Annotated in this window: 10 protein-coding genes; 5 read left to right on the top strand and 5 right to left on the bottom strand. The window is 54.2% G+C overall.

Annotated elements, in window-relative coordinates; genetic code table 11:
- Positions 1 to 156: 156 nt before the first annotated feature.
- Together U5A05_RS20975 and U5A05_RS20970 are read right to left on the bottom strand one after the other, a co-directional pair.
- Positions 157 to 1533, bottom strand: coding sequence for a glutamine synthetase family protein (locus tag U5A05_RS20975; protein WP_261739772.1), 1377 nt, complete (start codon positions 1531 to 1533; stop codon positions 157 to 159).
- Positions 1534 to 1561: 28 nt separating this feature from the next.
- On the bottom strand, positions 1562 to 1834 hold the full coding sequence (locus U5A05_RS20970) for a hypothetical protein (RefSeq protein ID WP_321834609.1): 273 nt from the start codon (positions 1832 to 1834) through the stop codon (positions 1562 to 1564).
- A 137-nt stretch (positions 1835 to 1971) separates the two neighbouring features.
- Between U5A05_RS20970 and U5A05_RS20965 the strand changes: the two genes are divergently transcribed.
- From U5A05_RS20965 to U5A05_RS20955, 3 genes are read left to right on the top strand one after another with little or no spacing between them, the layout of a single operon-like run.
- The gene (locus U5A05_RS20965) at positions 1972 to 3114 is read left to right on the top strand and encodes an ABC transporter ATP-binding protein (RefSeq protein ID WP_261739771.1); all 1143 of its coding nucleotides are present in this window, start codon (positions 1972 to 1974) and stop codon (positions 3112 to 3114) included.
- The gene (locus U5A05_RS20960) at positions 3111 to 4031 is read left to right on the top strand and encodes an ABC transporter permease subunit (RefSeq protein ID WP_321834607.1); all 921 of its coding nucleotides are present in this window, start codon (positions 3111 to 3113) and stop codon (positions 4029 to 4031) included. Before U5A05_RS20965 ends, U5A05_RS20960 begins: the two co-directional genes overlap by 4 nt.
- On the top strand, positions 4028 to 4918 hold the full coding sequence (locus tag U5A05_RS20955) for an ABC transporter permease subunit (RefSeq protein ID WP_321834606.1): 891 nt from the start codon (positions 4028 to 4030) through the stop codon (positions 4916 to 4918). The genes U5A05_RS20960 and U5A05_RS20955 overlap by 4 nt, the downstream gene beginning before the upstream one ends.
- Positions 4919 to 5079: 161 nt before the next feature.
- Here U5A05_RS20955 and U5A05_RS20950 read toward each other — a convergent pair whose 3' ends face one another.
- Positions 5080 to 5883 (bottom strand): AraC family transcriptional regulator, encoded by an 804-nt coding sequence (locus U5A05_RS20950; RefSeq protein WP_321834604.1) that lies wholly within the window; start codon positions 5881 to 5883, stop codon positions 5080 to 5082.
- 119 nt (positions 5884 to 6002) lie between these two features.
- Between U5A05_RS20950 and U5A05_RS20945 the strand changes: the two genes are divergently transcribed.
- Both U5A05_RS20945 and U5A05_RS20940 read left to right on the top strand, forming a co-directional pair.
- Entirely contained in the window at positions 6003 to 6893 is an 891-nt protein-coding gene (locus U5A05_RS20945) for an EamA family transporter (protein WP_321834602.1), read from the top strand.
- 155 nt (positions 6894 to 7048) lie between these two features.
- Positions 7049 to 7618: a DJ-1/PfpI family protein gene (locus U5A05_RS20940; protein WP_321836544.1), complete on the top strand. Its 570-nt coding sequence runs from the start codon at positions 7049 to 7051 to the stop codon at positions 7616 to 7618.
- Between the two features lie 389 nt (positions 7619 to 8007).
- Here U5A05_RS20940 and U5A05_RS20935 read toward each other — a convergent pair whose 3' ends face one another.
- Positions 8008 to 8937 (bottom strand): hypothetical protein, encoded by a 930-nt coding sequence (locus tag U5A05_RS20935; protein WP_321834600.1) that lies wholly within the window; start codon positions 8935 to 8937, stop codon positions 8008 to 8010.
- A 961-nt stretch (positions 8938 to 9898) separates the two neighbouring features.
- Complete coding sequence (locus U5A05_RS20930; protein WP_321834599.1) at positions 9899 to 14482, bottom strand: NACHT domain-containing protein; 4584 nt, start codon at positions 14480 to 14482, stop codon at positions 9899 to 9901.
- Positions 14483 to 14489 lie beyond the last annotated feature (7 nt).

The raw sequence follows: 14489 nt of genomic DNA, 5'->3' as shown, positions 1-14489 counted from the left end.
TCGCCGGATTTGAAGTCGATCCATTAACGATTCGAAAAACACAGGCACTGTGGGAGCGCGGTTGTCCGCGAAAGTGGTGTGTCAGGCGGCATCGATAGTGGATGGCTCCCACAGGGGGAGGTGGTGTACGCGCAACTGCGTACACCACTTGGCCAATCAGACGGTGTGCAAGTACCAGTTGTACTCAAGGTCCGAGATGGAGTTTTCAAACTCGGCGAGCTCGCTTTCCTTGCAGGCGACAAATACGTCGATGTACAGCGGGTCGATGTATTTGGCCATGACTTCGCTGTCGTCCAGCTCGCGCAGTGCGTCGCGCAGGTTGTTCGGCAGGCTCTGTTCGTTCTGCTCGTAGCTGTTGCCTTCCACCGGTGGGCCCGGTTCGATTTCGTTGGTCAGACCGTGGTGAATACCGGCCAGAACCGACGCCATCAGCAGGTAAGGGTTGGCGTCGGCACCCGCGACGCGGTGTTCAATGCGCACGGAATCGGCAGAGCCGGTCGGTACACGCACCGCTACCGTACGGTTGTCGATACCCCAGCTCGGCGAGTTCGGCACGTAGAACTGTGCGCCGAAACGACGGTACGAGTTAACGTTGGGGCAAAGGAAGGCCATTTGCGCTGGCAGGGTCTCGAGCACACCGCCGATCGCGTGACGCAATGCGGCGTTCTGCTCGGGATCCTCGCTGGCAAAGATGTTGTTGCCTTCCTTGTCGAGAATCGAAATGTGCACATGCAGCCCGTTGCCCGCCTGGCCCGGATATGGCTTGGCCATGAACGTGGTGTCCATCTCATGGTCGTAGGCGATGTTTTTCACCAGGCGCTTGAGCAGCACGGCGTAATCGCAGGCTTTGATCGGGTCGGCAACGTGATGCAGGTTGACTTCGAACTGTGCCGGGGCGCTTTCCTTGACGATCGCGTCAGCCGGGATGCCTTGCTCTTTGGCACCTTCGAGGATGTCTTGCAGGCAGTCGACATATTCGTCGAGGTCATCGATCAGATACACCTGAGTCGACATCGGACGTTTACCAGACACCGGCGACCGCGGCGATTGCGGGCGACCGTTCACGTTGTCCTGGTCGATCAGATAGAACTCGAGTTCAAAGGCTGCGCAAATGGTCAGGCCCATGTCGTCGAACTTGGAAACGACCTGGCGCAACACTTCCCGTGGGTCAGCGAAGAACGGCTGGCCTTCAAGTTCGTGCATGGTCATCAACAATTGCGCAGTCGGGCGTTTCTGCCAAGGCTCGATGCACAGGGTGTTGGGGATGGGGTAGCAGATTCGGTCCGAGTCACCGATATCCAGACCCAGGCCGGTGCTTTCCACCGTAGAACCATTGATATCCAGTGCAAATAGAGAAGCCGGCAGGTTGATGCCTTTCTCGTAAACCTTGTGCAGGCTGGTGCGTTCGATGCGCTTGCCGCGCACCACGCCGTTCATATCCGCAATAAGAAGGTCGACGTACAAAACCTCAGGATATTTCTTAAGGAATGCGTTCGCTTCATTGAGCTGAACTGCGCGCAGTGGAACCGACATGATGCACCTATTATGTTAATTATTATGTTCATTGCCCTTTCGCAAGCTCAGTCAATCCGAAAGGCGATGTGAAGTCAATAGCGAACACTTGGCCTGAAATTGTTAATTTAAAGGCTTTTATAGGGTCTTTTGGTCTCGTGTCGGTGGCAGTGCGCGCTTGGATCATGAAGATCACTGAAAAGTGTTTTAGATTTTTTACATTGGAGTTGTTAATTAAAATCAACAAGACTAAGCTCCGGAAAAGCTCGCTCACATCGATTTTGCTGCCTGCGTAACGCTGGCGGGCGTGTCTTTGCGTCACACAACAAGCTGCGATAACAACAAGTACTACCAGGCTGCCGGGACGTCGGCGCCGAATAAACCCGTCGCTGCGGGTTTGCGATCAACTATTAAGTCGGGCCGTGTTGGCCTGGCGACTGAAGCTGTTGGGAGTTTCATATGGCAAACGCCTCCAGTACTTACAGGAAGGCTCTTGAAGGTCATCAGGCACCGAAAAAGGTGTTGGTAAAAGTCGACCGAGTCAGCAAAAAATTCGACGAAACCATTGCTGTTGACGATGTATCCCTGGAGATCCATCAAGGCGAAATCTTCGCCCTGCTCGGAGGTTCCGGCTCCGGCAAATCGACCCTTCTGCGCATGCTGGCAGGCTTTGAGCGTCCAACAGAGGGCCGTATTTTTCTCGATGGTGTAGACATCACTGACATGCCGCCCTATGAGCGGCCGATCAATATGATGTTCCAGTCATACGCGCTGTTCCCGCACATGACGGTGGCGCAGAACATCGCCTTTGGCTTGAAACAGGATCGCTTGTCCGCCAGTGATATCGACGCCCGCGTAGAGGAAATGCTGCGGTTGGTGCACATGACCCAGTACGCCAAACGCAAGCCGCATCAGTTGTCCGGTGGTCAGCGTCAGCGTGTGGCCCTGGCCCGTTCGTTGGCCAAGCGTCCGAAATTGCTGTTGCTCGACGAGCCGATGGGCGCGCTGGACAAAAAACTGCGTTCGCAGATGCAGCTCGAACTGGTACAGATCATCGAGCGCGTAGGCGTGACCTGCGTGATGGTGACTCACGACCAGGAAGAAGCCATGACCATGGCTGAGCGTATCGCCATCATGCACCTGGGCTGGATCGCGCAAATCGGCAGCCCGGTAGACATCTATGAAGCACCCGTCAGCCGTATGGTCTGCGAGTTTATCGGCAACGTGAATTCCTTTGACGGCACGGTCATAGACGACGAGGAAGGCTACGCAATCATTCACAGCCCGGAATTGGAGCGCAAGATCTACGTCGGCCATGGGGTGACAACGTCACTGCAGGACAAGTCGATTACCTACGCCATCCGCCCGGAAAAAATGCTGGTCAGTACTATCAAGCCCGAGTCCGCCTATAACTGGTCGCAGGGCAAGGTGCATGACATCGCCTACCTCGGCGGGCACTCGGTATTTTATGTGGAGTTGCCTGGCGGCAAGATTGTCCAGTCGTTCATGGCCAACGCCGAACGCCGTGGCGCACGCCCGACCTGGGACGACGAAGTCTACGTCTGGTGGGAAGACGACAGCGGCGTGGTACTGCGCTCATGAACATGCGAAAACTCAAACGCCGACTGCAACGAATAACCCCCGGTGGCCGTCAAGTGGTCATCGGGATTCCATTCCTGTGGCTGTTTCTGTTCTTCATGCTGCCGTTCTTTATCGTTCTGAAGATCAGTTTTGCTGAGGCTGACGTCGCCATTCCGCCGTACACCGAGATCTACGGCTACGTTGATCAAAAAATCCAGATGCTGCTGAACCTGGGCAACTACGCCATGCTGGGCGACGACGAGTTGTACCTCGCCGCCTACCTGGGGTCGTTGAAGATGGCCTTTTTCAGCACGGCGTTGTGCCTGCTGATCGGTTATCCGATGGCCTATGCCATCGCCAATGCGCGCAAAGAGATGCAGACCGTGCTGGTGCTGCTGATCATGATGCCGACCTGGACCGCGATCCTGATCCGCGTGTATGCCTGGATGGGCATCCTCAGCAACAACGGTCTGCTCAATGGTTTCCTGATGTCGATGGGCTGGATCAGCGAGCCGCTGCAGATTCTCAACACCAATATCGCGGTGTATATCGGCGTCGTGTATTCGTACCTGCCGTTTATGATCCTGCCGTTGTATGCCAACCTCGTAAAACACGACACCAGCCTGCTGGAAGCCGCGTCTGACCTGGGTTCGAGCACTTTCAACAGCTTCTGGAAAATCACCGTTCCGCTGTCCAAAAACGGCATTATCGCTGGCTGCATGCTGGTGTTTATCCCGGTGGTGGGCGAGTTCGTGATCCCGGAACTGCTGGGCGGGCCGGAAACCCTGATGATCGGTAAAGTGTTGTGGCAAGAATTCTTCAACAACCGTGACTGGCCGGTAGCCTCCGCGCTTGCCGTGGTGATGCTGGCGATCCTGATCGTGCCCATCATTCTGTTCAACCGCAGCCAGGCTAAAGAGCTGGAGGGCAAGATATGAATCGCTTCCGTTTTTCGAGCTTTATGCTGGTTGCAGGGCTGCTCTTCATCTACCTGCCGATGTTGATTCTGGTGATCTACTCGTTCAACGCCTCCAAGCTGGTAACGGTGTGGGGCGGCTGGTCCCTGAAGTGGTACGTGGGCTTGCTGGATAACACGCAACTGATGGGCTCGGTCATGCGTTCGCTGGAGATTGCCTGCTACACGGCGATTGCAGCGGTGGCGCTGGGTACTCTGGCGGCGTTTGTACTGACCCGCATCAGCCACTTCAAGGGTCGCACCCTGTTTGGCGGCTTGGTGACGGCGCCGTTGGTAATGCCGGAAGTGATCACCGGTCTGTCGCTGTTGCTGTTGTTCGTGGCCATGGCGCAGATGATTGGCTGGCCGCAAGAACGCGGTATCGTCACCATCTGGATCGCCCACACCACGTTCTGCTCGGCCTATGTGGCCGTGGTGGTGTCGTCGCGACTGCGTGAACTTGATCTGTCGATCGAAGAAGCAGCCATGGACCTGGGTGCCAAACCGTGGAAAGTGTTCTTTTTGATCACCATCCCAATGATCGCGCCGTCACTGGCTGCGGGCGGCATGATGTCGTTCGCCCTGTCGCTGGACGACCTGGTATTGGCCAGCTTCGTGTCGGGACCGGGGTCCACGACCCTGCCGATGGAAGTGTTTTCGGCGGTGCGTCTGGGGGTTAAACCCGAGATCAACGCCGTGGCCAGCCTGATTCTACTGGCGGTGTCGTTGATGACCTTTATGGTGTGGTTCTTCAGCCGCCGAGCTGAAGAGCACCGTAAAAAAGCCATTCAGCAAGCCATCGACGAGTCGACGGCTGAGTCCTGGAAGCAGCCTGACGTGCGTCGGCCGCAGCCTACAAACGCGGTTTAAGCGCAGTTCATAAAAAACCTCGCCTCCTGTGAAAGGGCGGCGAGGTTTTTTATGGGGCAGGAAACACAGCAATTTTTTGTAGCCGCTGCCACAGGCTGCGATGGAGTGCGCAGCAGTCCCTCAGAAGGACCTGCGGCCCTTATCGCAGCCTGCGGCAGCGGCTACAAAATCACCTTGTTGTTCAAGGACAGTTCTTTGGGGAAATACCGACTGGGCACCTCGCCCAATACCTTGCGAAAAACACTGGTGAAGGCACTTGGGCTGCTATAGCCCAGATCGGTCGCCACTCGCGTGATCGGCTCTGCGTTACCCAAACGCACCACCGCGGCCAACAGGCATGCCTGCTGGCGCCACTCAACAAAGCTGATGCCGGTCTGTTGGCGAAACAGTCGGGTGAATGTGCGGCGGCTCATGCCAACCTGGCGGCTCATATCATCAATCCCGATATCCAGTGACGGCTGCGCCAGCAGGTTGCGGCAAGCCTCTGCCAGCCGTGGCTCGGTTGGAAGTGGCGCACTGAGTGACAGGGGCGACATTTCGGCAATCTCGTGAAGCAGCAAGCTCATCACCAGACCTTCCCGCTGGGCCTCGTCATACAGCGCCGGAATATCCATGGCCTGGATCAACAACTGGCGAAGCAATGCCGACACGTCGAAGACCTGGCAGTGCTCGGTCAGGCCAAGCCGGCTGGCAACGGGATTGCGGATGTAAGTGTTAAGCATGGTCACCGGCCCGGCCATGCTCATTTCGTGAGGTACTCCCGCGGGAACCCAGATAGCCCTTTGTGGCGGCACCACCCAGTTGCCCTGGCTGGTGAACACCGTGATCACACCGCAAGCTGCATAGGCAAATTGCCCGCGCTGATGGGTATGCAGGGCAAAGTGCTGCCCGTCTCGATAGTTATTGGCCGTGACTACCGCGTCGCGGGGGATATTTTCGTAGGTGTCTATGTCAGTTTCGCGCATGGCCCGAATTTAATGATCTATGACCTGATAGTGCAAGCGGGCCGATGCTGAAATTGTTCATAGTGTTGTTCTGGTTGGCGCATACAGCCGTCAGCCCTGCCTTGCGGAATTAGCACACTATGCAAAAGAAACACCTGATTTTAGCTGTACTGGTGACAGCGATCTGGGGCCTGAACTTCCCCATTACCAAGCTGGGCCTGGCGGCGATTGATCCGCTGCTGCTGACGGCGCTTCGATTCACCCTCGCGGCACTGCCGTGGGTTTTTTTCGTCAAGCGCCCCCCGATCGACATCAAATGGCTGGCTGCTTATGGGCTGATTTTCGGGGTTGCGATGTGGGCGCTGATCAACCTTGGCATCGAAGCGGGCGTGCCGCCCGGAACCGCCGCGCTGCTGATCCAGTTCAGTGCTTTTTTCACCATGGGCTGGGGCGTATTGCTGTTTCGCGAACACCTGAGCCTTGGGCAAATACTCGGAATCGGGCTGGCAGTGCTGGGTCTGGCCAGCATTATCCTCGCCAGCCCCGGTCATGGCACGACCGTAGGCTATGGCTTGTTACTGGTTAGTGCATTCAGTTGGAGTGTCGGCAACGTCATCATCAAGCAGTCAAAAGTGCGGGAAATGTTCGCCTTTGTGGTCTGGGCCAGCCTGTTTGCGCCGATCCCCTTGTTGCTGCTCACCTGGCTTGCGCATGGGCCTGCGCCGTTTACCGCACTGCTCACGCACTTTGAGTGGGTGGCGCTGCTCTCGCTGTTGTTTCAGGTCTACGCGGCGACGCATTTCTGTTATTGGGGCTGGAATTTATTGCTGCGTGAGTACCCGGTATCGAGGGTCGCACCCCTGTCCTTGCTGATTCCGGTGTTCGGGATCGCAGGTTCGATGCTGATGCTGGGGCATCAGACTGATTTCAATGAAGGGGTATCGATTGTGCTGATTCTTTCGTCGCTGGTTGTGGGGTTGATTAAAGGGCGGCGGGGTGTGCGTCTGGCGCGACCTGACGGGGCCGTGTGACTTCAACTGGAGGAGCGAGCCAGCTCGCGAAGGTCTTAAGAACATCGCGATTATCCTGTAGGCACACGGTATCGTTAGCGGCCTTCGCGAGCGGACTCGCTTCCACAGCGCCAGCGCTCGCGTAAGGTTATTCGTATTCATGGAGGATTTAATTGATGGCTCGCGTGGGTTTGGTACTGACACCTGGTTTTGCAGATTGGGAATACGCATTTATTGCAGGGACCGCATTTCCGTTTTACGGGATCGACGTCAGGTTTTTCGCGCCTGTAACGGGACAGTTCTGCTCGCAGGGTGGATTGGTTGTCACGGTGGACAGCAGCTTGCAGCAGTGCCTTGACTGGAAGCCAGACGTTGTCGTCGTGATTGGTGGGATGATCTGGGAGCGTGCGGATGCACCGGATATACGTGGCTTCCTGGATACCAGTCGTTCAAATGGAGCGGCAATTGCCGGGATCTGTGGAGGGACACTTGCGCTTGCAAGGGCGGGTCTTCTGGACAAGGTTGCGCATACCTCAAACAGTGCTGACTTCCTGCTGCAGAATGCCTTGGGTTATCAGGGCGCTTCGCTTTATCAAAGTAGCCAAGGCGCTGTAGTTAGCGAGCGCATCATCACTGCTCCGGGTCCAGCTCCTGTCAGCTTTACCTGCGCTGTGTTCGAAGCTGCGGGGCTGTCTGCCGAGATTGTTTCCCAGTTCAGGGCCTTATTGGCGGCAGAGCATGGATAACTGTTTCGTCTTAGAAAAAGCATTTCAAAAAATAGTCGCGCAATATTTAGGATGCAAAGTGGGATACAGCAACGGTTAGAGCGCATAAAGCATATTTTGCCCTGCGTGGGGCTCAGCGCCTCGGTTCTGCTGGATTTCAGGCACATCTAAAGACGTCTGTGGACGTCTTTAGATGTGCCGGGGTAATTTGAACAAGTATGAAATAAGCCTGTATTTGTTGGGTTTTGATGGGCTTTGACTTTTTGGGGATACAGCAGGGGATACATGGGCCTATCTGCTGTGGTTAATTCAATGATCCGTTGTGGAGTAAATCTTTAGCCTGGAATTTTTTCCGTGCACGTCTTGAGGAGTAATCGCGACCTTATTTGGGCGTGTGGATTCTGTTTTCCCTATGACGCTCTGTCTATAAGCCAGCCCACGAGACCGTTTCGAACCGCTTGGAGTGCTAGCTTTTCAGGCCCCCAGTAAATAAACGAACCGTCACTGCTTTCTGCAGCTAAGGCCTTGAGGCTGGAATCCGGTGAATGTGTTACGAAGTAGAAGTGTGTGAAGCCGCTCATGTCTGTAAATTTTTCTTGATAGGAGCGGTAAACCGACGCTGAAGCTTTTGATTTCACTTGGATGCCAATTCGCTCTTGGGTAATGGGAGACAAGAGATCGAGATCAATGTCCTTCTCAATCTCTCCTGCCACTCCTGTTCGCTGCCAACCGGCCTGCCGAAAAATCAAATCAGTGAGTGTTTCAAGATCCTTGGGGTGGAGGTTTTTAATAATGGGTATGACAGCTGCAATCAGGTTGTCGACAGCTAGCTGAGCCTCTGCGATATGAGGCTCAGATGTTCCCATGATTTTGTGAATCAAGTAGTTGAACTCTCGGACGGTACAAATTGTTCCTTGGAAGCTCTGCACGGCTAAGAGCTTGCCGCTCAGGTGGCTTTTGATAAGTACCCTTCCATTGATGTCAGTGTCACGCCACTCACCTGAGGCCTGCCTAGTTTTTGTTAGGTCTGGGAGCTGGGTAATTCCAGGCTTAGCGAAGCACCACCACAGTCGGTCAGAAAAGAAGGTTATCCAGATGGTAGATTCTGGCTCCTCGTAGAATTGCCGTACTTGGTTGATATGCCTTGTAACGCTGCCTGGGTTCGAGCTTTCAGGAAAAGAGTTTCGAGCTGCATCCCAATCGCCACCCAAACAGTACTCATGGGGTACCTCACGGTAGCCAATTCTCAGGGTGCCGTTTTCGATGCACTCTTTCTCCCATTGTCCGCTGGTCCCCAGCTTGATGAAAAAAGCCTTGGTGGGTTTTTTTGCGTTCAACAATTCGATACCTCTCCGTGGTTGGAATGGAGCCTATGTTTGAATGGATGTGGTGACATCCAGACGTGGCTGATTGAGCCCTGCTCTATACATGAAAAAACTGCCGGGGGCCCCTGACGAATTCTTTAGGGTACGGGGCATGAAACCCGCAGGATTTTTTTAGCAGCAGGGCACCCAGCTTATTGAAATTTCAATCGTTGAAATCGAAAGATATTGAAGAAAAGAGGAGAGGGGGACTAGGCACCCAGCAGGGCACCGGATGTGTTGCTGATAGTGAACACCTAGGTGAGTCAACTGGGTCAACCGGTCAAGTGTGGTCAACAAACTTTGAAACCCAGCCACTAACGATTTCGTGCGGGTTTCCTGCCCCGTATCTCCTCGAAATGCCCAGGGTCCCCAGCGGCTCCTGAGCCATAGTGCAAATGCACTGGTGAACCAGCAGTTCACCCGGATCACCTGTTCACTAAGCTGTGCACTTTTCCTCTACCACAATCGCGCGGGTTTCCTGCCCCGTACCTAGCCAAAATTCCTAGGGGCCCCCATCAGTTTTTAGGCACCGAAAAGCGCTTTAGCATCTATCGCTGGAGGAACCATTGATTAGAGGGGCAGGGGGAACCCTCTCAAAAGCAGTGTTACGAGTGTTACAGGTGTTTCTGATTACATATATAGCTGACTTTAAAGGGTTTTGTAATGGTTACACCGCTCTGGATTGTACTCGTAGGTAAGTGTTACAAGAGCTGCTGGTGTTACATGTTATTAACTCTTCATTGGTCGCTATCACCCACCCCAAGCCTATAGTTGGCCGACGGCAGGATTAGGCCAAGAGCTGCCACTCACATACGTCAGACTCCGGCCAAAAGTAGATATGAATGTGTTCCTGTAGGCTGGATCACCTCACATACTTGCCAGCCCTTAGGGTCACGTAATATCAGAGAACGCCCTACTAAACCGGGCTCTCAATGAGTTAGTAGCGTCCCAGTAGGGCATCAGTCCACGCTAAGCCATCTTCTAGGGAGGGATGACGCGGCTCGTCGTTGGGGCGGACATTTTTGCGGCGCATGCCTTCCAATGAAGCAAGTAGACGTCTGCAACTATCTGCTATTAGGCCCGTACCTTTTGCACGAGCATAAAGCTCCGCCCTTAGTTCGTTGTTGGCGTTCTGTACAACTTCATACTGTGCGCTGCTGGAAGGTTCTTTTAGCGTGAATGCATCTAGTAGCATCCTGTACGCTGGCATGTTCGGGTGAGCTGCCCTCCCTGTATCAAGTGCCTCTAAGAGGAAGAGCTGACGAGCCGCCTCGCTTCCTTTGATGTGCGTGAGAACTGCACCGGCAAGTACATCAGCGAGAGGCAATTTGGGTTTCCGGCATGCGTTCAGGAAGGCCTCAATCTGACTAGTTCCCTCGCCAACGGTGGCCGCGACGCTGGCAGCAAGTTGTTCCAGCGTCCAAGCGCTTCTACACCACTCAAACAGTCTCCCATTGGAGACAAGGGCAAGAAACTCGGTGAGATACCTTGGCGTCAGAGAGGAAACCAGAGCGCGTGCGAGTTCTTCGCTATCATCAAACTCACTGCCCAACTCCAAAAGAACGGGCCAAGCGGCTTCTGAATGCGTGGCACCCAAACGGCGCATGATTTCAGTGGGGTGCGTGAATCTTCGCCATTGCTGAAGGTAGTACCCCACCGTTTTGCTCAAGAGCGATGGGGGCACCGCGATAAGCAGTAGTTCACTTAGATCTGACATCACATAGCTCGATTCATTGTCGATCCACGTGGCATCGGCCGTTTGCTCGTGCAGGGCTTCAAGTTGCTTCACAATTACTGTATCGGAGATGTAAAAGCCTTGGCGTACGAGTCCACGCAACGCATCAACCGTACCGTGGATATCCATCAGAGCACTGGCTAAGGCGCGATGCATTGGCTCGATAACGCTAGAACTTGGAATTCTCGCGACAACCCCCGCGAGGTACCCAACTTGGGACTGCGCCTCTCGTAGGTTCCACTTCTCGTCATTGGATCTCTTCTCTTGGCAGCGTGTCACAAGCTCGCTCAGCTTCTGCCCAAGGATGCTGGCCGCCTCATCAGTCCAATATTGAAAGGTGTCATCAGGTTGACGATGCTCGCGGCCCAGATTCCTACGCCGCATTCCCTCTCTGATATCCGCGCTGACACTGCTGTACGACCGCTCCTTCTTGCTAGCCCAAGGAGAGCTGGCGATTCGAGCAATCACATCTGGGATAAACCTCACCGCACTAGGATGGGCCATTAGTTCCAACAGGCTCGGCAGCGCTTCAGGCCCACGCTTCACCATAGCCGATAGCAGATAGTTGCCAAGCTGGGGGTTAGATGGACGTGGCGATGAGGGGCTCTCAGACCACAGATCGACTTTCTCCTTGAAAGTACTCCAAGCATCTAAATGACGGCTAAAAGCCTCTAATAAAAGAGGTCCGAACTCCGCTGGTGCGACCTGACTTGCTATGCAAGAAAGGTATATCCAAATCCTGTCCTGTGGAACCTCCGCGATCTCTTCCTTCTGAGAAAACTGGGTTACTAACTGTCGGACTTCATCAACTGTTGGCAGCCATTGATTAGCTGTGCTGGGGCTACCCTCGTCGCGCCAAATTCGCCGCCACACAAGCTCAACTAATTGAGCAGCCTCATAGTAGGAGGATGCCTGTGCTCGCTTCATTACAACATTAAGCAGGTCATGCCCAGGTGCATGCACAAGCAAGTACCGCAGTTGCCTATTCCTTTCGTGGTCTAGGTCCGTCAGTGTCCCTCGATAAGTTTCTGGGTGATGCAACAAGGAGGCAACGCTGCGCTCGGTTTGGTTTAGGTCAGCAAGAGGTCCCAGTATCTCGCCACTCAGTCTCTTGAAGTCTTCCCCCTGCAGAGCTAGCCATGCTCGTTCGAATATACTGGTCTTTACGTCAGTTGAGGCTTGGTGCAGAAATTTACCCACCCATTCAGGCACGACTCGTGCTTGCAAGGCGAGCTCCGAAGCAAGGTCTAATAAGCGTTCGGGTGCATTGATCTGTGCAATGTCAATCAAGGGGCGATTGTCTCCGTGATGTTCACCACTACCTAAGTACTCGAAGATCACCTCTATAGCCCTCGGCCCAACCTCGCTAGGGAAGGCCTGCACAAGCTTTAGCCGTGTGCTGTCGGATATATCGTTGCCATAGATGGCTAGTAAACGCTCTCGTACCTCCTCGCTAGCGTACCCATCCTCTAAAGCGTATTGGACGTAGTTCATGACTTCGTGTTCAGTCTGGACTTCAATTGGAGCATCCAGCCAGGCTAGGAAAGGCACATCCGAGGCAGGGAAATGCCAAAATAAGGCGCAAATCGCTGCTGCCCTAACGGCAGGTTCAGGCTCACTTTGAGCCAGCTCCACGAGAAACTCGTAGTTGTCTGCTCTATCAGCGATCTCGTGTACAAATTCTACTCGGCGCTCTGATGGCCATGAGGCAACTCGGAGTTCAGCCCCGGCTCCAAGCTGAAGCAGGGATATGCCGGAACTTTTCAATTGATACGTATGCAAGCGGGTCTGTTGATCTTCGCTCTCAAGGAGTGGCCACAGCTTATCGGCGAAAGCAGGTAAGCCGGACGCAATTTGATAGGTGACTCCAATATCGCGAACTTCGTACAAGGGGGATGAGGCTAGTTCATTGACGCTAGCCACTAGGTGACGATGAAGCTCAGAGTTGTCTGCGTCACTAAAACCGCAGACTCCTGCCAGGTCGCAAGCCCGCCCCAAGTCTATCGCTAGGCCAACCGTTACTATCCTGGTTCTAGCGGCAGCCGAGCTCCTGTCACCTTTTAGCTTGTCTGCGATAAGTGCAAAAGATTCGTCCCAGGCCGGTTGGTTGATCGTTGCACGCAGAATCGCAGGCGAGACGCCATCATCACCGCAGTTCCGTAGCAGTCGTGTAGCTGCGAAGTATTCTTGGAAACGTTGGTGGGCGAAGCGAACCACACCATCGTCGAGGTGCAATAAGTGATGACTGACCAGCAAGTCTAAGATTGGGGCCAATTGTGGAGGAGCGCCTATTAACCTGCGCTCGGCTAGTTGAGTGGCTGCGGCGTGAATAAATTGAAGCGCGTCGTTTTTGGAGCAATAGATAGTTCGTTTCTGCGTAAGTTGGCAGGCCAGCTCTTCAAGGTATTCGCGAGAATGGCCATCTACAGGTGAGTCAGACAGCACCAAAGTACGCAGGTCATCTTCTTCAAAGGCCTGCACTGTGGCACCGAGGAGGTCAAATACGCTCGAATACGAGGCATCACCTCTCCTAGCTTGTGCAATGAAGCCTCGAAGTATGAGCGGGCTCCTAGTTACATGGCGCAGGTGCGTATTTTTGGCAAGTAAGACCAGTAGCGGTGCCGATCCGACATCGCCAAGTTCAGCACGGAGTACCGCCGACTGGCCATCCCATGTAAGGCCTCGAACCTCCACACGCCTCGTATTTGGTAGCCTGGGCACATCACTTGAACTCCGTGATACGACCACAATGCCTAGTGAGTCAGCAGCGACTGATAACTGGTTTAGTTCCTCTAGACAGGCCAGCTTCAGTGAGGCAGGCACCTCATTCCAGCCGTTGAGCATGACGACCAGCCGACCAGCTTCGGCCAATTTGGTTAGTTCATCGACAGTTACACCATTTGCTATTGCTGAGGAACGTTTAGATATGTATTCAAGAAGGCTCGTATTAGCCCGCCCCCAGAGCGCGGCGTCCACGAACAGAGGTATACGGCTACCTGCGCTGAAACAAGACGAACACAGCTCTAATAGAAATGTAGTTTTGCCTATACCGCCCTCGCCGAACAGGATCAGGCTGACTCCAGTCTCGATGACTGTCACAAGCTCAGGGGTACTAATTGGTCGCGGGCTCGTGTCGTGGTCACCTTGTTTCTCATGAGCCTCTAACGTGAGTGGCGCAATGAACTCAGGCATTTTCCAACTGCGCTTGCCTGCCTCCAGCAAGCTTGTGGCCATGGCTCGAACACGATCCAAATCGGCATCACTTGGAAATTGAAGCTGCGTGGGATGAAGCAGCATTTGCAGTTGCGCAGATGAGCGAAACGCAATAGCAGACTGTAATGCTTGTTTGCCCTTCTCTGTCGCTTGGAGTTGCCCCAAGACATACGAGACGACTTGTGTCACGGAGCTATCAGCTAGCGATCCTGTACTCCGAGCGAAAACTTCGTAATTTGCAGCGAGCTCTCTCTCGGACCGTTCTGACGTTTCCAAGTTACCACCTGCCCGCGCTACCAGCGCTTTGACAAATAGCTCGACGTTGGCGTCTTGCCGCAACCAGTTTCGGAAGGCATGAGGCTGAAGCCCTGAAAAAGATTTACCACTGTCTGCAAGCTTTTTCAGCCCTTCGCATATCAGGTTATGAAGGCTGGTTTGGCTGGCTAGGTCCTCACCTTGCATGGCCCTGTTGCTGGCTTTATGTCGATCGTACTCTTCACCTGCAGTCGTCAGGATTTTCTTCAAGATCCATACAGCAGGTGTCTTGAGTACCGCAAGCCACTCTAGAGCCATTCCTATT

The sequence above is a fragment of the Pseudomonas kulmbachensis genome, assembly GCF_963681935.1.
In the GTDB taxonomy this organism is placed as follows: domain Bacteria; phylum Pseudomonadota; class Gammaproteobacteria; order Pseudomonadales; family Pseudomonadaceae; genus Aquipseudomonas; species Aquipseudomonas kulmbachensis.
The sequence above is the reverse complement of the archived record's forward strand: the minus strand, read 5'-3'. Positions and strand labels throughout refer to the sequence as shown.